This window comes from Paracoccus sp. SMMA_5_TC (genome assembly GCF_009696685.2).
Classification (GTDB): domain Bacteria; phylum Pseudomonadota; class Alphaproteobacteria; order Rhodobacterales; family Rhodobacteraceae; genus Paracoccus.
The window spans coordinates 458,864-477,845 of record NZ_CP102355.1; the positions used below are offsets into that span (position 1 = coordinate 458,864).

21 protein-coding genes and 2 pseudogenes are annotated in these 18,982 nt (G+C 64.0%); 11 read left to right on the plus strand and 12 right to left on the minus strand.

All coding sequences use genetic code 11. The features are described from left to right. The first annotated feature begins 464 nt into the window (after positions 1–464). Entirely contained in the window at positions 465–1,352 is an 888-nt protein-coding gene (locus tag GB880_RS02290; RefSeq protein ID WP_154492557.1) for a cation diffusion facilitator family transporter, read from the plus strand. A gap of 416 nt (positions 1,353–1,768) precedes the next feature. Here GB880_RS02290 and GB880_RS02295 read toward each other — a convergent pair. The 7 genes and pseudogenes from GB880_RS02295 to GB880_RS02325 form a co-directional block, all read right to left on the minus strand. After that, positions 1,769–1,972, minus strand: a pseudogene (locus tag GB880_RS02295) (integrase core domain-containing protein); the annotation flags it as partial. Between the two features lie 38 nt (positions 1,973–2,010). Beyond that, positions 2,011–2,606 (minus strand): annotated as a pseudogene (locus tag GB880_RS02300) (integrase core domain-containing protein). A gap of 420 nt (positions 2,607–3,026) precedes the next feature. Beyond that, on the minus strand, positions 3,027–3,803 hold the full coding sequence (locus tag GB880_RS02305) for a DUF1217 domain-containing protein (RefSeq protein WP_154492555.1): 777 nt from the start codon (positions 3,801–3,803) through the stop codon (positions 3,027–3,029). Between the two features lie 47 nt (positions 3,804–3,850). Next, positions 3,851–4,213, minus strand: a complete 363-nt coding sequence (gene flaF, locus GB880_RS02310; protein WP_154492553.1) for a flagellar biosynthesis regulator FlaF — start codon at positions 4,211–4,213, stop codon at positions 3,851–3,853. Between the two features lie 55 nt (positions 4,214–4,268). Then, entirely contained in the window at positions 4,269–5,111 is an 843-nt protein-coding gene (locus GB880_RS02315; RefSeq protein WP_154492551.1) for a flagellin N-terminal helical domain-containing protein, read from the minus strand. 145 nt (positions 5,112–5,256) lie between these two features. After that, the gene (locus GB880_RS02320; protein ID WP_154492549.1) at positions 5,257–5,577 is read right to left on the minus strand and encodes a hypothetical protein; all 321 of its coding nucleotides are present in this window, start codon (positions 5,575–5,577) and stop codon (positions 5,257–5,259) included. A gap of 2 nt (positions 5,578–5,579) precedes the next feature. After that, the gene (locus GB880_RS02325; RefSeq protein ID WP_154492547.1) at positions 5,580–5,783 is read right to left on the minus strand and encodes a hypothetical protein; all 204 of its coding nucleotides are present in this window, start codon (positions 5,781–5,783) and stop codon (positions 5,580–5,582) included. A gap of 96 nt (positions 5,784–5,879) precedes the next feature. Here GB880_RS02325 and GB880_RS02330 point away from each other — a divergent pair, with 96 nt between their 5' ends. From GB880_RS02330 to GB880_RS02340, 3 genes are all read left to right on the plus strand, one after another. Beyond that, complete coding sequence (locus GB880_RS02330; RefSeq protein ID WP_154492545.1) at positions 5,880–6,986, plus strand: hypothetical protein; 1,107 nt, start codon at positions 5,880–5,882, stop codon at positions 6,984–6,986. A 1-nt stretch (position 6,987) separates the two neighbouring features. After that, positions 6,988–7,656: a flagellar hook capping FlgD N-terminal domain-containing protein gene (locus tag GB880_RS02335; protein WP_154492543.1), complete on the plus strand. Its 669-nt coding sequence runs from the start codon at positions 6,988–6,990 to the stop codon at positions 7,654–7,656. A 118-nt stretch (positions 7,657–7,774) separates the two neighbouring features. Further along, positions 7,775–8,650, plus strand: a complete 876-nt coding sequence (locus GB880_RS02340; protein ID WP_154492601.1) for a 3-hydroxybutyryl-CoA dehydrogenase — start codon at positions 7,775–7,777, stop codon at positions 8,648–8,650. A 66-nt stretch (positions 8,651–8,716) separates the two neighbouring features. On the opposite strand, the gene plsY is transcribed toward GB880_RS02340, so the two are convergent. Genes plsY through GB880_RS02355 form a run of 3 tightly spaced genes read right to left on the minus strand, consistent with a single transcriptional unit; the run spans position 8,717 to position 11,525 of the window. Beyond that, positions 8,717–9,301 (minus strand): glycerol-3-phosphate 1-O-acyltransferase PlsY, encoded by a 585-nt coding sequence (gene plsY, locus GB880_RS02345; RefSeq protein ID WP_154492541.1) that lies wholly within the window; start codon positions 9,299–9,301, stop codon positions 8,717–8,719. Beyond that, positions 9,298–10,569 (minus strand): dihydroorotase, encoded by a 1,272-nt coding sequence (pyrC, locus tag GB880_RS02350; protein ID WP_154492539.1) that lies wholly within the window; start codon positions 10,567–10,569, stop codon positions 9,298–9,300. The genes plsY and pyrC overlap by 4 nt, the downstream gene beginning before the upstream one ends. Then, positions 10,566–11,525 carry an aspartate carbamoyltransferase catalytic subunit gene (locus tag GB880_RS02355; RefSeq protein ID WP_154492537.1) on the minus strand — a complete coding sequence of 320 codons (960 nt, stop codon included), beginning with the start codon at positions 11,523–11,525 and terminating at the stop codon, positions 10,566–10,568. The genes pyrC and GB880_RS02355 overlap by 4 nt, the downstream gene beginning before the upstream one ends. Before the next feature lie 101 nt (positions 11,526–11,626). Between GB880_RS02355 and cobA the strand changes: the two genes are divergently transcribed. From cobA to GB880_RS02390, 7 genes are all read left to right on the plus strand, one after another. Then, positions 11,627–12,367 carry a uroporphyrinogen-III C-methyltransferase gene (gene cobA, locus GB880_RS02360; RefSeq protein ID WP_154492535.1) on the plus strand — a complete coding sequence of 247 codons (741 nt, stop codon included), beginning with the start codon at positions 11,627–11,629 and terminating at the stop codon, positions 12,365–12,367. A gap of 53 nt (positions 12,368–12,420) precedes the next feature. Further along, the gene (locus GB880_RS02365; RefSeq protein ID WP_229774328.1) at positions 12,421–12,939 is read left to right on the plus strand and encodes a DUF2478 domain-containing protein; all 519 of its coding nucleotides are present in this window, start codon (positions 12,421–12,423) and stop codon (positions 12,937–12,939) included. Next, positions 12,936–13,193: a sulfurtransferase TusA family protein gene (locus GB880_RS02370; RefSeq protein WP_154492533.1), complete on the plus strand. Its 258-nt coding sequence runs from the start codon at positions 12,936–12,938 to the stop codon at positions 13,191–13,193. Before GB880_RS02365 ends, GB880_RS02370 begins: the two co-directional genes overlap by 4 nt. A 75-nt stretch (positions 13,194–13,268) precedes the next feature. After that, positions 13,269–14,066, plus strand: a complete 798-nt coding sequence (locus GB880_RS02375; RefSeq protein WP_154492531.1) for a crotonase/enoyl-CoA hydratase family protein — start codon at positions 13,269–13,271, stop codon at positions 14,064–14,066. A gap of 243 nt (positions 14,067–14,309) precedes the next feature. Further along, positions 14,310–15,218, plus strand: a complete 909-nt coding sequence (exbB, locus tag GB880_RS02380; protein WP_154550508.1) for a tonB-system energizer ExbB — start codon at positions 14,310–14,312, stop codon at positions 15,216–15,218. A 3-nt stretch (positions 15,219–15,221) separates the two neighbouring features. Further along, a complete protein-coding gene (exbD, locus tag GB880_RS02385; protein WP_154493160.1) occupies positions 15,222–15,659 on the plus strand; it encodes a TonB system transport protein ExbD in 438 nt (145 codons plus the stop codon). A 35-nt stretch (positions 15,660–15,694) separates the two neighbouring features. Further along, on the plus strand, positions 15,695–16,588 hold the full coding sequence (locus tag GB880_RS02390) for a TonB family protein (protein ID WP_154493158.1): 894 nt from the start codon (positions 15,695–15,697) through the stop codon (positions 16,586–16,588). Here the strand turns inward: GB880_RS02390 and GB880_RS02395 are convergent. Together GB880_RS02395 and GB880_RS02400 are read right to left on the minus strand one after the other, a co-directional pair. Next, complete coding sequence (locus GB880_RS02395; protein ID WP_154493156.1) at positions 16,581–17,513, minus strand: hydrogen peroxide-inducible genes activator; 933 nt, start codon at positions 17,511–17,513, stop codon at positions 16,581–16,583. The genes GB880_RS02390 and GB880_RS02395 overlap by 8 nt on opposite strands. Positions 17,514–17,568: 55 nt before the next feature. Next, positions 17,569–18,849: a hemolysin family protein gene (locus GB880_RS02400; RefSeq protein ID WP_154493154.1), complete on the minus strand. Its 1,281-nt coding sequence runs from the start codon at positions 18,847–18,849 to the stop codon at positions 17,569–17,571. Between the last annotated feature and the right edge of the window lie 133 nt (positions 18,850–18,982).

Sequence of the window (18,982 nt, forward strand, 5' to 3'; positions counted from 1 at the left end):
CAGCCCCCTGGCCTTTCGCCGCCTGTTGGCGCGAAGCCGCGCGCAGGATGCCCGTGCCGGAACCGCCTCATGTCCTGACGCTGGTTCTTGTGCAACACAGCGCCGGGCGGTGGGCCCGGGGATGCGCGCGGGCTGGACATGATCCTGGCCGCGCGGCGTGCAATTGCTGTCCGCCCCCGCCTTGCAACCGGATCCGCTTTGCTGCCGGGACCGATGCTGCGCCGCACTGGTGCCTTGGGCAGCCCCCCTACACCCCACGAACCAGGGATCGCGGGAATCTTGCGTTCTTGCCACAATTGCGGCGACAGAAGGCCCGCCGCCGACCCCGCAGCCGTCGCGCTACGGAAAGAGCGTCCTCTCCCGACCGCCAGCCGATCGCAGGAATATCTCCTTTTGCATGCTTTTCCCGTCACGCATTCCCCGCTAGAAAGCGGCGGCGCCGGCCAGCCAAGAGGAGCCCGACGATGTCCCGCACCGAAAAGATCGCTATCGGCAGCATCGTCGTCGGCCTGGTGGTGCTGGCCTTGAAGGCCGCGGCCTGGTGGCTGACCGGGTCGGTGGCCCTGCTGTCGGATGCGATGGAAAGCACAGTCAATGTCGCCACCGCCATCGCCGCGCTGATTGCCATTCGTATCGCCGCCAAGCCCGCCGACAAGGATCACCCTTACGGCCATCACAAGGCCGAATTCTTCAGTGCGGTGCTGGAAGGTGTCATGATCATTGTGGCCGCGCTGCTGATCCTGCGCGAGGCATGGGCAGCCTTTCAGGCGCCGCGAATGCTGGATGCCCCGATCGAAGGGCTGCTGATAAACGTCACGGCCAGCGTGCTGAACGGATTGTGGTGTTGGGTGCTGATTTCCCGGGGCCGGCAACTGCGCTCGCCAGCACTGGTTGCCGATGGCCGGCACCTGCTATCGGATGTCATCAGCTCCGTGGGCGTCGTGATCGGGGTGGCCCTGGCGCTCGTCACAGGCTGGGCTGTGCTGGATCCGGCCCTGGCGGCGCTGGTTGCGGTCAATATCCTGTGGTCGGGTTGGAAGGTGATGACCAGTTCGCTCTCTGGACTGATGGACGAAGCCGTTTCCGAGGCAACCCTGGACGAGATCCGGGCGACCATCTCGGACACCGCCACCGGCGCGATCGAGGCGCATGATCTGCGCACTCGCCATGCCGGCCAGCGAACCTTCATCGACTTTCATCTGGTCGTCGACGGTCAGACCACGGTGGATCAGGCCCATGATATTTGTGATCGTGTCGAACAGGCCTTGAAATCGCGCTTGCCTGGCGCCCAGATCACCATCCATGTCGAGCCGGAACACAAGGCCAAGCATTCGGGCGTCCTGGTGATCTGAACGCAGCGTTTGCCGGTAGGCTTGGCCCCCGCCCAAGAGCCTGCATGCGCAGCGCTTTTCACGGACATCGCCCCGTTGGCCGCCCGATGCGCCATCCATTTCGCAGCAACCGGCGCTATTGACCGCTAAAGTGAATGAAAGCCATAGTTTCGGGCCAGAAGCCGTTAAGCGACCGATTGGTCAGCACTGACGGATCTGGCCAATGACATCGCCTGCTGCTGGATTTACCTGGATATGATCGCGGCGATGCCTGCTTCAGCATGTCCAGGGCCGGTCTCCATCGAGCATCCGCGCGCGACCTCTCGCAGACTCCGCAAGATGATAACCGACGAGCGTCCCTTGCTTGCTGGGCAAGGCACAGATGGTCCGAGAAAATTGTCGCCATTTTGAGCTGCTTTTGACCTGCCACGGGTCTTTCATCCAGCCACGACCAGAGCCCTGTGGTCATTTACGCCTGTTGGCGCGGGTTGAGCAATCGCTCGGCGCGCGGAACTCTCATCGCGTGCCGCGGGTCGGGCGATTGCGGTTGTCAGATGCAGGGCGAAACCTGCGGGGGTCTGGTAGCCAAGGGCCGAGTGGGGCCGCGCGGTGTTGTAGTAGGTCACCCAGGCGGTGATCAGGTAATCCTCCCCGTATTAACGGGACGCGAGCGTAGCACTCACGCAGCCATTTTCAGCTTCATGGGGGGGGTGTGGCCACCGATGCTCATGCTGGGGCGGTCGTTGTTGTAGGTCCATAGCCATTCGGTGGCGTTCTGCTGCACTTCTTCGATGGTTTCAAAGATGTAGAGGTCCAGCCATTCGTGGCGGACCGTCCGGTTATAGCGCTCGACATAGGCGTTCTGCTGGGGCTTGCCGGACTGGATGCAGGTCAGGACGATGCCCTGCTTCTCAGCCCAGATCGTCAGCGTTGAACTGACATATTCGGGGCCGTTGTCGACCCTGATCGCCAATGGCTTCCCAGCCAGCTCGCGACGCTGATCTGGCCGTGTCACTTTTTTCCTAGAGCCTTTCGCAGCAGATCGGCCTGCATGCTCAGGTCGGCGAACATACGCTTCAGCCGCCGGTTCTCATCTTCGAGCGACTTCATCTGGCTCATCATGGATGCATCCATGCCGCCATACTTGGCCCGCCACTTGTAGAACGTCACGCTGCTGATCCCATGATCGCAGCACAGCCCGGGCACGGGCATCCCGCCCTTCGCCTGGCGCAACACGCCCATGATCTGGGCTTCAGTGAAACGGATCTTCTTCATCGGAATCTCCTCGTTCATCTTGACGAGAAAATTCTACTTCCGCATCCCCTTGACCATGGGGAGGATTACCGCTCCTTCTGCGCATCCGTTAGCCAGAACAAGTTACTCATCATTGCCCCCGTCAGTTCGGGAGCTTGACTCACGCAGCCCGGGCAGTCTCAAGCAGATCAATCGGGCCTGAGCCTAGTTATGGGGAGGATTATCCACTCGACCAACCCAACCGTAATATTCTTCAGCCGGCTCTGGTATCACCCGGAGGAGCTTGGGTAATAGGCAAAGAGCGAGCAGAAGCTGATCCCCATATCGCGAAATATCAGGCGATTAATCAAGCAAGTCACGCAGCAGAGAATAAATAGCAGAATTCGGTATTCCGGATTAAAATTTTCGCTGTGTTGCGCATCCACGTTTACACCCGTGCTATTACCCCCGGAACAGGGCAAGTATCGGTGCCTCTCTGCGGCCATCTTCTGAGTTCTGCTGCATCACAAGGTATCGTGTCAGCAATTTGTCCAGATTTTCCGGGAGAGCAAGCCTGGACAGATCGCTGGTGCCAAAAAACCTTTCGCTAGCATTTTTAACCTCTGCCAGTTGCCGGTCTATGGGCAATCGCATGAACTGCGCCGACCATCCAAAGGCACCCTCGAATACCTTTCGTAACGGTTTGGACGCCAGTATCTGATACCATTTGGCGTCGTTGCTTGAAGCAGACTTCGCCATTTCCGGAAGTTCGCGTTGTGCGTTCATTGCAAGCTCAATCTCCGAATGATTCTTTCCAACCGCCTTTTCGAATAACCTCTGCTGAAACTTTTCAGAAATATCGAGTATCTGTCTTGAGGAAAATCCTGAAAAATCGCTTCGCCACAGACCCAATTCCCGACTCAAGTTGGCATATCTTTTATCCGACAATCGGCCAGCAAGACTGGTCCGGTCGTCAGGATTGGACTCCAGAACCTTCTTGACAAAGTATCGGTTGTTGATATCATCCGCGAGACCGAATGCAGTCAATATCACCGAGCGCAATCGGTAATCGCCGAGGATATCATCTGCGCTTCCAATTCGTGAAGCATTATCCGAGAAATATCTGATGTCGCCCTGAATTTGTCGGTTGGCCGAAAACATGGCGTTCTGCTGCGGCATCGTTCTTTGCAGCATTTTCCAGCCAGCATAGCCGCCTTGTGCCAATCTGACTTGATACATCTATTTCACCGGAACTTGTCAGGGCAATGGTTTTTTGGCTTCACCGATTATTCCAGGTTACCGCGCAAACCCTTCATTATTGCCAGGTTGATATCCACAAGAACATCTGCATCTGCGACGCCGTCAAACACCAAGCTGCCGTGCCTGAGCGAAAACCGGGCCAATGAAAGCAAGGATATTTTTAAATCCTGCGGCAGCCTATTCCCCGCAGCCAACAGGTCATCCTGAAAGCGTGACCACAGCCTGTTGTTGGCATCTATCGCTTTCACCAATAACAAGCGGTCGTCCTGTCGAATGGCGGTTTGCAGTTCCCGGGTAATTCCCGCGATTACCTTGTATTCGATTTCACGATAGGTGCCGATGCCGCTATTGGCATCCCGAAAGGCGTCCGCGGCGGAAAGGAACGACAAGGCGCAACCTCACTAAGAGAAAGTTATGGCGGGCGCTTGCGCGCCCGCTCCAAAATCACTTGAAGAGCGACAGGATCGTTTGCGGCGCCTGATTGGCGATCGACAGGGCCTGAACGCCCAATTGCTGTTGCGTCTGCAGGGCTTGAAGGCGCGCCGAAGCTTCTTCCATGTCGGCGTCAACTAGGGCGCCAATACCGGACTTCAGCGAGTCTGCCAGTTTGGAGACGAAATCGGACTGCTGGTTGATCTGTTTGGCCGCAGTGCCCAAAGCGGCGGCCTGTGTATTGACGATATCCAGCAAGTCTTCGATTTCCCCGATCGCCGTTTGGGCGGTCGTGCTGTCGGTAATCGTGGTGATCGTAGCACCCTCGATATCGGTCTCGAAATCGGCAGAGTTGATGGTGATCGAGTTCTTGGATGTTTGCACCGTACCGGAGGTGCGATCCAGCGAGGCCAGAACGGTGAAGGTGGTCTGGCCAGGAACAGGGTTGGTCTTGAGCAGGTTGACCCCATTCATTTGCGAACCGTCGATGATCTGAGTGATCTGGTTCTTCAACGAAACAATCTGATCGTTGATGGTGCCGAAATCGTTGGCATCGCTGCCGGCGCCGATTGCCAGGTTCTTCATCTCGACCAGACGCTTCTGGATTTCCTCGGCACCGCTGCGTGCCGTGGCCACAACAGCCTCGGCGAGTTTCAGGTTGCTCTGCACGGCCTTGAAGGCCGATTCGTCGCTTTCCATCACTTTCGAGATTGCCCAGACGGCGGCATTGTCCTGGGCGGTGGCGACCTTCTTGCCGGTCGAAATTTCATCCTGGGTCTTGGCCAGGTTGGCGTTGATCCCCTTCAGCGTCTGAAGCGCGACCATCGCACTGTTGTTCGTCAGGATACTGGACATCATTTACCTCCGAAAGAAATGAGATTTGCTGCGGTCGAACATTTGACGCGGCAAGGCATTGGCGGGTTTGTCGTGCCGGCCTGCCATGGCTGGATCAAGGCATGACTCATGGCCGGAAGGCAAACGATTTAATCCAGCAGATTTCTTAAAATCCTTTCCTTTGAACCTGCCGGACAGGATGACGACAAACCTTGCCGAGATCATCGTAAACACGCATCTCTGCATGGTCTGATCTGATCTCCTGGATGTTGGCCAATGCCTGGCGAAAAGCTGCATCCAGAAAGATTGCCCGCGTCTTAATATCGCGCAACAGACCAGCCAATGGGCTGCCTTCGTCCCTGCTTATTTCAGGAATCGGCAATCTGGCAAGTTCCTCGATCCAGATCGCGGCATCTTCATGCTTGCCCTCGATCTGGGCTTTCTGAACCTGACTGGCGATGGATAGCGGATTCCTGATTCGAGCCATGATCAGACCAGACCTAGATCTATCCGCGCTGCAAGCATCTGTGCGTATCGCTCTATCAATAACGAAGAAAATTGACCGCCGTTGAAGTCTTCAGCGGCTGTGCATTTAAGCATCTCGGCCAGAAATACCTGCTCCAGCCCGTCCGCGGAAGCCCGAGCGGACCGGACATTGGCTGTCGTCGGCGCAGAAGTTTCCACAATTTTCATGATTTTCTCCTTTCACAGGGAAAAATACAGCCGAACAGTAAATATTTGGTAATGATGCCAAGGCATGCTGAGGGCAGATTTCCCAGGACAGACCCGATGCCGTTTGCGTTCATGATTTCCCGGCTTGCTCCGTTGCCGATCGCCCCAGATCCCTGCGCCCCGGCGGATACCGCATCCGTCCAGGGTTCAAGTGAGCTGGCCGACGCATTCCTGCGCCAGGTCGAGGCGCCGAGCGGCTGCCCCAAGGACGTAGGCAGGCTTGACCACCCGCGAATGCAGGATCAGACCGAGGATCAGGATGCCCCACCCTTGGGTGGCACAGCAGACCAGCAATCCGACGCGCTGGGGCAAGCTGCAGCACCTGCATCCCAAGGTGCCACTGGCGATCCGGAACCGCAGGCGCAGGGCGAAAGCAGTCTTGATGTGCAGGTATCCGCTGAGAGTGAGGCTGCCATCGCTGCGGCGCCTTCCCTTGCCAAGCCTGCCGCCGAACCCATCGCGGCCAGACATGACCGTGCGGGAGGCGAATCGATATCGACGACGCCTGCGGCCTCGGGGCCGCTTTCATCCCCCCTGGGCGGGTTTGCCGCATCCAGGGCAGAAGCCATTGGCACGCAGGCTGTGGTCACAGACCCTCAAGGCGCCGAAGCGGAAAATGATGCCGAGCACAGTCTTCCCGCGCCCATGATCGCATCGGTCCTTGACGGGCCCGCTCTGCTCGATCAGTTCGCCGCCGCAGTGGCCGAGATCACCGCCCCCTTGCCGTCACCGGACCGACAACCGCCGCCTGCGCACTCTGCCCCTGCACAGCTGCATTCCGACGAACGTCCTGCCGTGCCAATCCATCGGCCCGAAGAGATGAATCTGCAACCACTTCATGGCGCCGAACTGACCTTCGACGCCGATGATCTTGGCCTTATACGAATGGCCATAAATCGATTTGACGATGGCACCATTACGGTCATGTCGGATCGGCAAGAGGTTCTGGAGTTCTTGCGACGCAATTCGGAAATCCTGCACGCCGAGTTGAAGCAGGGCGGCAGCGAAGCGCAGGTGGTCTTTTCCAACGGAATGGGCGGTGGTCGTCGCGATCAGCACCGCGCCGGCAGCGGGCGAGGCGACGCCGTGACGGTTGCCCCCGAACCGGTCGCCACGCCTGCCACACCGCCGGTTTCATTCACACGAATCAGTCTGAGGTACTGACTTGTCCACCATCGAATCACTCCTGTCGACGCCACGCAGCAGCAGCCCATCACTCGGCACCGGCACGGTAACATCAGCCGCCACCGGCCAGTTTGAAACCTTTCTGAAGATGCTTACTGCCCAGATAAAAAATCAGGATCCGCTCAATCCGATGCAAAGCACCGATTTCGCGGTGCAACTGGCGACATTTTCGGGTGTCGAACAGCAGGTGCGCACCAATCAGTTGCTGGAAAGCCTGCTGGCAGGCAGCCAATCCGACCTTGCGGCCTTTTCATCCTGGATCGGGATGCAGGCCCGGACGACCGCACCGGTGGCAGTCGCGGATGAGGAAATTACCCTTGAACATGGCGATATCAGGGCCGGGGACGAGGCCTGGCTGCTGGTGCTTGATAGTCAGGGCAAGGAGGTGGCGCGCAGTCAGGTCAGGCGTGAACAGACAAGCATGGTCTGGTCACGGCTCGACCACGCCGATACCAACCTGCCCGCCGGGAAATACGCCTTCCGGATCGAGATGCGGCAAGGCGGCGATGTCATCGGTTACAGGCCTGTTTCCGTTCCGACCGTCATCACCGGGGTCGAGGCGACCGACACCGGCGTAAACCTGCTGCTGCAAGGCGGCGGCAGCGCACGACCGGCCGAGATCACGCGACTGACAGGGCGCAGCCCGTAAACAAGGCAGGCTTTCTGACGACCCATGCTTCCGCTTCGGGTCAGCCTCCGCGAATTTACATTGATGCGCCCGTCCCTTCTGCCTATCGTCCTGTCTGACCAGTAAGGGGGGCATGGAAATGGCGATTCAATCGGTGGGCGTTATCGGCGCCGGTCAGATGGGTAATGGCATCGCCCATGTCTTTGCCCTGTCGGGCTATGATGTCGTCTTGACCGATATTTCTCGCGACGCCTTGGACAAGGCTCTGGCCCATATCGAACGCAATCTCGATCGCCAGGTCAGCCGCGGCAAGATCAGCGCCGAGGAAAAGGCCGCCGCCATGCGTCGCATCACGACCACCATGTCGCTGGCCGATATCGGCAAGACCGATCTGGTGATCGAAGCGGCCACCGAACGCGAAACCGTGAAACAGGCGATCTTCGAGGACCTGCTGCCGCATCTGAAGCCCGAAACCATCCTGACCTCGAACACCTCCTCGATCTCGATCACGCGTCTGGCCAGCCGCACCGATCGACCGGAACGTTTCATGGGCTTTCATTTCATGAACCCGGTGCCGGTGATGCAGCTGGTCGAACTGATCCGCGGCATCGCCACGAACGAGGAAACCTACAAGGCTCTGGTCGAGGTGGTGGAGCGTATCGGCAAGACCTCCGCCAGCGCCGAGGATTTTCCGGCCTTCATCGTCAACCGCATCCTGATGCCGATGATCAACGAGGCGGTCTATACGCTTTATGAGGGCGTCGGCTCGGTGCGCTCGATCGATCAATCGATGAAGCTGGGGGCGAACCATCCCATGGGGCCGCTGGAACTGGCCGATTTCATCGGCCTGGACACCTGCCTTGCGATCATGAACGTGCTGCACGAAGGCCTGGCCGACACCAAGTATCGCCCCTGCCCGCTTCTGGTGAAATATGTCGAGGCTGGCTGGCTGGGACGCAAGACCGGCCGCGGTTTCTACGACTATTCTGGCGAAGAGCCGGTGCCGACCCGCTAGGCCGGGCCCGCAGGGCCGCGCCGCGCGGGCCCCTCGATGGGGCGCGTGCGGCGCGCCGGTCCGGACTTATCCCTTGCGGCCGATGCGCGGCTCTGTTCCCGCCAGAATCCTGCGGATGTTTGCGTGATGGCGCAGAAAGATCAGCGCCGCCATGAAACCTGTCACCGCCGCCATCGCGCCGCCCTGCAACCACCAGGCAAAGGCCGGGGTCAGCGCGGCCGCAACCAGCGCCGACAACGACGAAATGCGACCCACCGCCGCTGTCAGCAGCCACAGCCCACAGGCGATCAGCCCCAGCCGCCAGTCCAGCGCCAGCAACGTGCCCAGAAAAGTCGCAACGCCCTTGCCGCCGCGAAAGCCCAGCCAGACCGGGAACAGATGCCCCAGGAACGCGGCCGCCCCGGCCAGCATCGCCGCATCCGGCCCCGCCATCGCCCGCGCCAGCAGCACCGCGATCGCGCCCTTGCCCGAATCCAGCAACAACGTCGCCAGTGCCGCCGGCTTGTGGCCGGTGCGCAGCACATTGGTCGCGCCGATATTGCCCGAGCCGATCTGGCGCAGATCGCCCAGGCCCAGGGCGCGGGCAATCACCAGTCCAAAGGGCACCGACCCCAGAAGATAGCCGACGCCGGCCCATAGGATCAGCGTCATGGTTGGCCCCCGAACACGCAGCGGCCGCCGACCCAGGTGCCCAGCACCCGGCCCTGCATCCGCGCGCCGTCAAAAGGCGTGTTCTTCGATTTCGACAGCAGCGCGAAACGGTCCAGGACAAAAGGCGCATCGGCATCGAACCAGACCAGATCGGCTGGGGCACCGGGGCTCAGCCGGCCGGCTTCCAGCCCCAGCCGCCGCGCCGGGTTCAGCGACATTGCCCGCCACAGCTGCGCCAGCCCCAGCCCGCCACCGTGATAAAGCCGCAGCGCCGCCGGCAGCAGCGTCTGCAATCCGACCGCCCCCGGGGCCGCCTCGGCAAAGGGCAGGCGCTTGGATTCCTCGTCCTGCGGGGTGTGAAAGCTGGCGATCACCTCGATCAGCCCCTCGGCCACGGCCTCGATCATTGCCAATCGGTCGTCCTCGGCGCGCAGGGGCGGTGTAAAGCGGAAAAAGGTGCGATAGCCACCGATGTCGTATTCGTTCAGCGTCAGGTGGTGGATCGAAGTGCCGGCGCTGACATCCAGCCCCGCCGCCCGTGCCCGGCGCAGCGCCGGCAGGCTGGCCGCCACGGTGATCTGGTCGGCGTGATAGCGCACGCCGGTCATCGCCACCAAAGCCAGATCGCGATCCAGCCCCATCACCTCGGCCATGGGCGACACCGCCGGCAAACCGTAAAGCGAGGCGAACTTGCCGCTGGTCGCCGCCGCACCCGCCGACAGCCCCGGATCCTGCGGATGGCCGACGATCAGCGCCCCCAGCCCACGGGCATAGCCCATGCAGCGCGCCATCAGCCGGCTGTCGGCGACAACGCGCACGCCATCGGTAAAGGCAACGGCGCCGGCGTCGCGCAGAAAGCCCATCTCGACCATCTCGCGGCCGCTGCGACCCTTGGTCAGGGCCGCCATGTGGCGGATGTTCACCGGCGCATCGGCGGCGCGCCGGGTGGCGAATTCCAGCGATTCGGGGGCGTCGATGGGCGGCTGCGTGTCGGGTCGGGCGATGATCGTGGTCACCCCGCCGGCGGCGGCGGCCAGCCCGGCACTGCGAAAGCTTTCCTTGTGCCGCTCTCCGGGTTCGCCGATCTTGACGCCCCAATCGACCAGACCGGGGGCCAGGTGGCGGTCGCCGCAATCGATCAGCTGCGCCCCCGCCGGGGCCTCGGCCCCCACCGCATCGATGCGGTCATCGCGCACGGTCAGGCTGGCGGGCTCGACGGTCAGCGTCTCGGGATCGACCAGGCGGGCGTTCTGGAAATGCAGGATCATGCCATCATCTCCGCCGCGCGGGCACCGCGTTCGGCCCGAAGGTTGCGCGCCAGCAGGTCCATGGCGGCCATGCGCACCGCCACCCCCATTTCCACCTGATCCTGGATCACGCTGCGGTTGATGTCGTCGGCGATGGTGCCGTCGATTTCCACGCCGCGGTTCATCGGCCCGGGATGCATGACGATGGCATCGGGCGCCGCCAGCGCCAGCTTTTCGGCATCAAGGCCCCAGCGGTGGTAATATTCGCGCTCGGAGGGGATGAAACCGCCGTCCATCCGCTCTTTCTGCAAGCGCAGCATCATCACCACATCGGCGCCCTTCAGCCCCTCGCGCATGTCCTCATGCACCTCGCAACCCCAATCCGCCGCGCCCGAGGGCATCAGCGTCGCCGGCCCGACCAGCCGCAGCCGGTTTTCCATCTTGCCCAGAAGCAACATGTTCGACCGCGCCACGCGGCTGTGGGCGATATCGCCGCAGATGGCGATGGTCAGCCGGTGCAGACGGCCCTTGGCGCGACGAATGGTCAGCGCATCCAGCAGCGCCTGGGTCGGGTGTTCGTGCCGACCGTCGCCGGCGTTCACCACCGCGCAATTGACCTTTTGCGCCAGCAGATCGACCGCGCCCGATTGCGGATGGCGCACCACCAGCAGATCGGGGCGCATGGCGTTCAGCGTCAGCGCGGTGTCGATCAGCGTCTCGCCCTTCTTGACCGATGACGACGCCACCGACATGTTCATCACATCCGCCCCCAGACGCTTGCCGGCCAGTTCGAAACTGGCCTGGGTGCGGGTCGAATTCTCGAAGAACATGTTGATCTGGGTCATGCCCGCCAGCGCATCGGCATGTTTCACCGTGCGCCGGTTCAGATCGACATAGGTTTCGGCCAGGTCAAGCAGGGTGGTGATCTCGGCCGGGGCCAGCGGCTCGATCCCCAGAAGATGGCGGGCGCGGAACATGGTCTGGATCCCCCGGTTCGGTCGCGCCCTCTATCGCAAATGCGCGTCGGCGCGGCAAGCAGCCCCTTGCCTTCACGCGGAAATTGCCGCATCGCCACAGCATGACCAGCAGCGGCCATGTCAGTTTCGTTTCCTCTGGCCCGGGCGATCCCGACCTGTTGACGCTGCGCGCGCTGCAGCGGCTGCAGACCTGCGACGTGGTGCTTTATGACGATCTGGCCTCGGGGCCGGTGCTGGAGCGCGCCCACCCGCAGGCGCTGCGCATCGCGGTGGGCAAGCGCGCCGGCCGCCCCTCGGCCAAGCAAGAGGCGGTGAACGCGGCCCTGATCGAACACGCCCGCGCCGGACGTCATGTGGTGCGGCTGAAATCGGGCGATTCCGGGGTTTTCGGCCGTCTGGAAGAGGAACTGACCGCGCTGCGCCAGGCGGGCATCGCCTATGAGATCGTGCCCGGCGTGCCCTCGGCCATGGCGGCGGCCGCGGTCGCCGGGCTGCCGCTGACACGACGACTGACGGCACGACGGCTGCAATTCGTCACCGGCGCCGATGTGACCGGCGGCTTGCCGCAGGACCAGAACTGGGCCGCGCTGGCCGATGCCCAGGCCACGACCGTGGTGTTCATGGGCCAGCGCACCTTTCCGGCGATGGCGGCCGGGCTGATTGCCCATGGCCTGCCGCCCGACACCCCCGCATTGCTGGCCGAGGCGGTCGGCCACCCGCATCAACGGCTGCTGCGCACCACCGTCGCCGGCCTGGCGGCGCTGCTGGCCGCCGAAGGCCCCAGCCCGCACCCGGCGCTGATCCTTTACGGACCGCTTGCCGCCGGTGACAAGGGTCTCTAGCCGCTTGCACCGCTCTGGTGGCGGTTTATGCTGTTCGGACAAGGGATGAGGACATGATGCTGGCCTATCTGACCTGCCAGGACGCGGCACCGGGGGCTGCCGATCTGCTGATTGCGCAAGCCGTCGCGGAGCTTGAGGCGCGCGGCTTGCGGCTGGCCGGGGCCGTCCAGCACAATATCGATCGCGGCGCAGACCGCGACTGCGACATGGAGCTGCGGATCCTGGGTGACACCGGCTCAGCGGTGCGGATATCCCAGTCGCTGGGCACCTGTTCCCAGGGCTGCCGCCTGGATACGCAGGCGCTTGCCGAAGCCGTCGCCCGCACCGAGGCTGCCTTGGCGCGGGGCGCCGATCTGCTGGTGGTGAACAAGTTCGGCAAGCAGGAAAGCAGCGGCGGTGGCTTTCGCGACACCATTGCCCGGGCCCTGACCCAGGGGATTCCGGTGCTGCTGCATGTGCCGGCCGAACAGATGCCGGCCTTTCATGAATTTGCTCATGATCTGGCGCAGCCGTTGACTGCCGAGGATCTGCCGGACTGGTGCGCGGCCCTGGCCCTGCGGGCCCCGGCATGACCCCCGATCCTGTCATCGACGCGCGCGGCCTGCTGTGTCCGTTGCCGGTCCTGCGGTTGCGCAAGCGGTTGCAGGCGCTGGCGCCGGGCAGCCGGGTGGTGCTGCTGGCCACCGATCCGGCGGCGGCGATCGATGTGCCGCATTTCTGTGCCCAGTCGGGGCATAGATTGCTGGCGAGCCACCCCCAGGCCGAAGGTGCAACCGCCTTCACCGTCGAGCGGGGGCCCGCCTGCGCCATGAAGGCAGGCGTCTGACCGAACGACCCGGCCCCGGGCTGGACGCCGGTGCTACCAGCCCCTATTCCTGCTGCAACTGGTATGGAGCCCGCGATGACCGATCTGACCGAATTGCGCCTGTCAAACCTTCTGGTCGCCCTGGACGGCGATGGCGTTGCCACCGTAACGCTGAACCGCGCCGCCAAGCGCAATGCGCTCAGCGCCGAAACCATCGAGGAACTGGTGACGGTGTTTTCGGCGATGCCGACATCGGGCGCGCGGGCGGTGGTGCTGCGGGCCGAGGGCCCGCATTTCTGCGCCGGTCTGGATCTGGTCGAACACGGGCGCGAAGGCCGCAGCCCGGCCGAATTCATGCGCATCTGCCTGCGCTGGCACGAGGCGTTCAACAAGATTGAATATGGCGGCATCCCGGTCATCGCCGCGCTGAAGGGCGCGGTGGTGGGCGGCGGGCTGGAGCTGGCCTCCTCTGTGCATATCCGGGTGATGGACGAAACCACCTATTTCGGCCTGCCCGAGGGGCAGCGCGGCCTGTTTACCGGCGGCGGCGCAACCATTCGTGTGCCGCGTCTGATCGGTCAGGCGCGCATGGTGGACATGATGCTGACCGGACGGCTGTACTCGGGGGACGAGGCGGTGGCCGTGGGTCTGGCACAATATCGCACCGCCGACAGCGAGGCGCTGGCCTATGACCTGGCGCGGCGCGCGGCCCAGAACACGCCGCTGTCGAACTTTGCCATCTGTTCCGGTATCTCGCACATGCAGAACATGTCCGGCCTGGATGCTGCCTATGCCGAGGCAACGCTGGCCGGCATCGTCAACACCCAGGACGCGGCCAAGGGACGTCTGGACAGTTTTGCCCAGGGCACTGCCGTCAAGATCAAACCCGAATAGGCGTCGCCCGACAGCACGCTTGCACGAACGGGACGGTTTCCGGTCACGGCAACCGACTTGCGGTGTCTTGCCCTGTCGCGGCTCTGCGACAGGGTTCTGCCTGCGCGCGGGCATGAAACCCTCGGGACGCGAGAATAGTTGACAGTTTTACCTTGTTGTTGTTTACCACCCGCCAACCGGCGTGGTGCGGTTCGCGCCCTGTCGCAACAGCACCGCAGCCCAAGGCCGCAAGGACAGACACGCATGACGCCTTCCCCGTTCCTCCGCACGCTTGGTCTCGCCATACTGATGGTCGCAGCCCCCGTCCTGGCGATACCGGCCGGCGCACAACAGGCCGTGGGCGAGCCCGTGGCGCAGCAGGCGTCACCGGCAGGGCCCGCCGAACCCCAGGGCATTGCGCCATCGGCCACCGCGCCCGCAGCCCTGGCCACGCCGGAAAGCGGCGCGGTCGAACGCGACGCAACCCTGCCGCACGACCTGTCACCGCGCGGCATGTTTCTGGCGGCCGATCCGGTGGTCAAGGCCGTGATGATCGGACTGGCCTTCGCCTCTGTGGTCACATGGACGGTGTTTGTGGCAAAGCTGATCGAGCTGTGGACCGCCGGGCGGCGGCTGACCGGCGGCATCCTGCGGTTGGAACGGGCCGCCGACCTGCCCGGCGCGCTGGCCGCCTGCGCGCTGCGCCGCGACCCTGCCGCCCGCATGATGCGCATGGCCGCCGCAGAATACGATCGCGCAGGCCCCCGCCCCCTGGCCGATGGCGTCAAGGAACGTGTCGCCTCGCATCTGGATCAGATCCAGGCGGTCGAAGCCCGCCGCATGACCCGAGGCACCGGGGTTCTGGCCACCATCGGCTCGACCGCGCCTTTCGTGGGGTTGTTCGGCACGGTCTGGGGCATCATGAACAGCTTTATCGGCATTTCCCAGGCTCAGACCACCAACCTGGCGGTTGTCGCCCCCGGCATCGCCGAGGCGCTTCTGGCCACCGCGCTGGGGCTGGTGGCGGCGATTCCTGCGGTGGTGGTCTACAATCTGCTGGTGCGCGTGATCGCCGGTTATCGGCTGCATCTGGCCAACGCCGCTGCGGCCACCAGACGATTGGTCAGCCTTGCGCTCGACAGCCGGTCCGGCAGCGCCCAGACCGAAGGTTGAGCCATGGCGGGCGGGCTGCATGATCCAGACGATCTGGTGGAAAACCACGAAATCAACGTCACACCATTCATCGACGTGATGCTGGTGCTGCTCATCATCTTCATGGTCGCGGCGCCGCTGGCCACGGTGGATGTCAATGTCGATCTGCCGGTCTCGAACGCAACGCCGGCACAGCGCCCGGATCGGCCCGTCTTTCTGAGCGTCAAGTCAGACCTCAGCCTTGCCCTGGGCGACAGCCCGGTGGCTCTGCCGGATCTGGCAGCTGCCCTGGCCACGGCAACCGGTGACGACCGCGAACAGCGCATCTTTCTGCGCGCCGACCGGACGGTCAGCTATGGCGACCTGATGGAGGTCATGAATCGCCTGCGCGAGCAGGGTTATCTGAAGATTGCACTGGTCGGGCTGGAGACCACCTCCGCGCCCGCCACCGTCGCACCATGATCCCCCCTGCATCACGACCCATAGCCGGTGACGGCATGCTGCGCCAGGTAGGGTTGTGGGGCGGCACGGCGGCCGTGGTGCTGGCACTGCACCTTGGGGTTGTCGGCTGGCTCTTCGACAGCGATGCAGTCCCGCCCCCCAGCGGGCTGCCACAGGCCATCATGATCGACCTGGCGCCGCTGCCGGTGGCCCCGCCCGCCGCGCCGGACAATCAGGATTCCGATGCGATGCCGCCGCCGGCCCCCCGGGCCGAGTCCCAGCCTGATCCAGAGCCGGCGCCCGAACCCGAGCCCGAGCCGGCCCCCTCGGAACAGGGGAACATGCAGCAGGATCCAGCGCTGCCTGAACTGCCCGAACTGCCCGAGCTGCCACCGATCGAACAGATGAACAGCCTGTTTGCGCCGCCGCAGGCGGTGGCCCTGCCGCAATCGGCCCGCCCGCGCCCTCGTCCCGTGGCCCAGACCCAGACCCAGACCGAGTCCCAGCGCAAGACCCGGATCACGCAGGACAGAGAGCCGCAACGTCAGACAAAAGCCGCGGCCGAACCCCCGTCCACGCCAGCGTCGGACCAGCCTGCCCGGCGCCAGACTACAGCCTTGCGCGCCCCCACAGCCCCACAAGGCGCCGCGCCACCCGCTGGCGCACCCGCCCCCAGCGCGCGGCAGATGGCAAGCTGGCAGGCGCGGGTCAATGCGGCGGTGGCGCGGCATATGCGGCGCACCCGGCTGTCGATGCGCGACAGCGCCACCATCACCATTCGCTTCACCCTGCTGCCCAACGGTCAGGTGTCAGGCGCACAGCTGATGGGCAGCACCGGAGACCCCGGCAATGACGCGGCGCTGAACCGACAGGCGGCCCGGCTGCCGCGCCTGCCCCCGCCCCCCTCGGGGCAAAGCGCAACCCTGATCCTGCCCGTGCGGATCAACTAGCCTGCCCGGGCAAGGGGGAAACACCCAGCACCGGGGCCAGGCCCCGCACCACCGCCGCCAGCGCACGGGCATCGGCGCCGGCGTCGCCCTTGCGCCGCCAGACCACCGCAAGATCGCGCGAGGGCGCAGGGCTGGCAAAGGGCAGAACCCGCAGCCGGCCGTCGCGGGTTTCCTCGGCCACGGCAAGGCGCGGGATCAGCGTCATTCCCATTCCGCTGGCAACCATGCGCAGCAGGGTCGGCATCGAGGCTGCCTCGAGGTTCAGCTTGCGGCGCGGGCTGTTGAGGCCGCAGACCGCCAGCGCCTGATCCCGCAGGCAATGGCCTTCGGCCAGCAGCAACAGCCGTTCCGGCTGAATGCCATCCGGATGCACCGGATCGGCAGGGCCTGCCGGATCCTGATCGGACAGGGCCACCAGAAAATCGTCGCGCAACACCGGCTCGGCCTGAAGCGCATCATGCGTGGCCGGCAAGGCGACAATGCCGGCGTCGAAGCGGTCGCTGGCCAGACCCGAGAGGATCTCGGCTGTCACGCCCTCATGAAGCTCCAGCATCGCCAGCGGATAGTCGCGGCGCAGGGCCGTCACCAGATGCGACAGCAGATAGGGCGCGACCGTCGGGATCATCGCCAGCCGCAACCGTCCGGTCAGCGGCTTGCGCTCGACCCGGGCCAGGGCCTGCAACCGCCGCGCGCTGTCCATCACCTCTTCCGCCACCGGCAGCAGCCGCTCGCCCAGCGCGGTCAGCCGCACCGTGCCGGCCCCGGCGCTGCGATGAAACAGCGCCCCGCCCAGATGCGCCTCGAGCTGGGCGATCTGACTGGACAGGCCGGGCTGCGACACGTGAACGGTTTCGGCCGCGCGACCGAAACTTCCCTGTCTGGCCACGGCAAGAAAATATGCGATCTGGCGCAGGGTGAACTTCATGCCTGACAGTTAGGTGGGCCACATGAATTGACAAGCCCGACGGCGGCCAGCCGCGTCACTCCCGCGCCTCGCGTGAAATCAGCAGCTTGTCGATGCGCCGGCCGTCCATATCCACCACCTCGATGCGCCAGTCCTGCCAGACGACCACATCCCCCGCCTGCGGCAGCGAGCCGGTGATGTCCAGGATCAGCCCCGCCACCGTCGAATAATCCGGGTCCGGTGGCAGGGTCACCCCGAAGCGGTCGGCAAATTCGTCCACAGGCATCCAGCCCGCAACCAGCATGCTGCCGTCCTCGCGCACGACGACCTTGGGTTCGTCATCGTCCACCCCGGCAAATTCCCCGGTGATCGCTTCCAGCACGTCCATCGGCGTCACCACGCCCTCGAAATGGCCGTATTCGTCATAGACCAGCAGCATCTGGCCGGGCGCGGCGCGCAGCCGGGCGATCACCTCGGGCGCGTCCATGGTCTCGGGGATGATGGGCGCGGGCTGCATCACCTCGCGCAGGTCCAATCGCCCTGACAGCCGCTGCGGCAGCAGATCGACGCTGGCCACCACGCCGATCAGATTGTTGGGATCGCCGTCCTTGACCGGCAGACGCGTGCGGCGCGCAGCCGCAAATCGTGCCGAAACGGTATCCCAGTCGTCAGAGATGTCGATGGCCTCGATCTCGCGCCGGGGGGTCATCAGCCCGCGGGCTGATCGGTCGGCGATACGCATGACGCCGGCAATCATTTCGGTTTCGGCGCGGTGAATGACGCCGGCGGTCTCGGCCTCGGAAATGACCAGGCGGATTTCCTCGTCGCTGATGGTCTGCTTGTCGTCGCCGGACTGGCGCAGCAGGGCCAGAACCAGCTTGCCTGACCGGTCGAGCAGCCAGACCAGCGGCGCGGCCGCCCTGGAAATCATCTGCATCAGCGGCGCCACCCTGGCGGCGACCTTTTCGGGGTTCTTCAGCGCCAGCTGCTTGGGCACCAGTTCGCCGACGATCAGCGAAAGATAGGTGATGGCCACCACCACGCTGCCCATGCCCAGGGGCTGCGCCAGCGAGGCGGGAACCCCCCAGCCGGGCAGCGCAGCCGCCAGCCGCGCCCCCAGCGTGGCCCCCGAAAACGCACCCGAGAGCACGCCCACAAGGGTAATGCCGATCTGGACCGAGCTGAGAAACCGTCCCGGCTGCTCCGCCAGCGCCAAGGCCGTCTGCGCACCGCGATCGCCGCGTTCGGCCTGAACCTTCAGCCGTGCCGGCCGGGCCGAGACGATCGCCAGCTCCGACATCGCCAACAGCCCGTTGACCAGGGTCAGCACGAAAACAATCAGGATCTCGATCCACATCGGCGGGCTCGCTGGAGGTCGGGAAGATGCCAAAGTCGGACAGGACGCGGCAGGCCGCATCGGTCGGATAAGTCGTCCATCATGCGCTAATCGGCAGCTTTCTCCGGCTATGTCCGCCCTTCCTATAACGAGC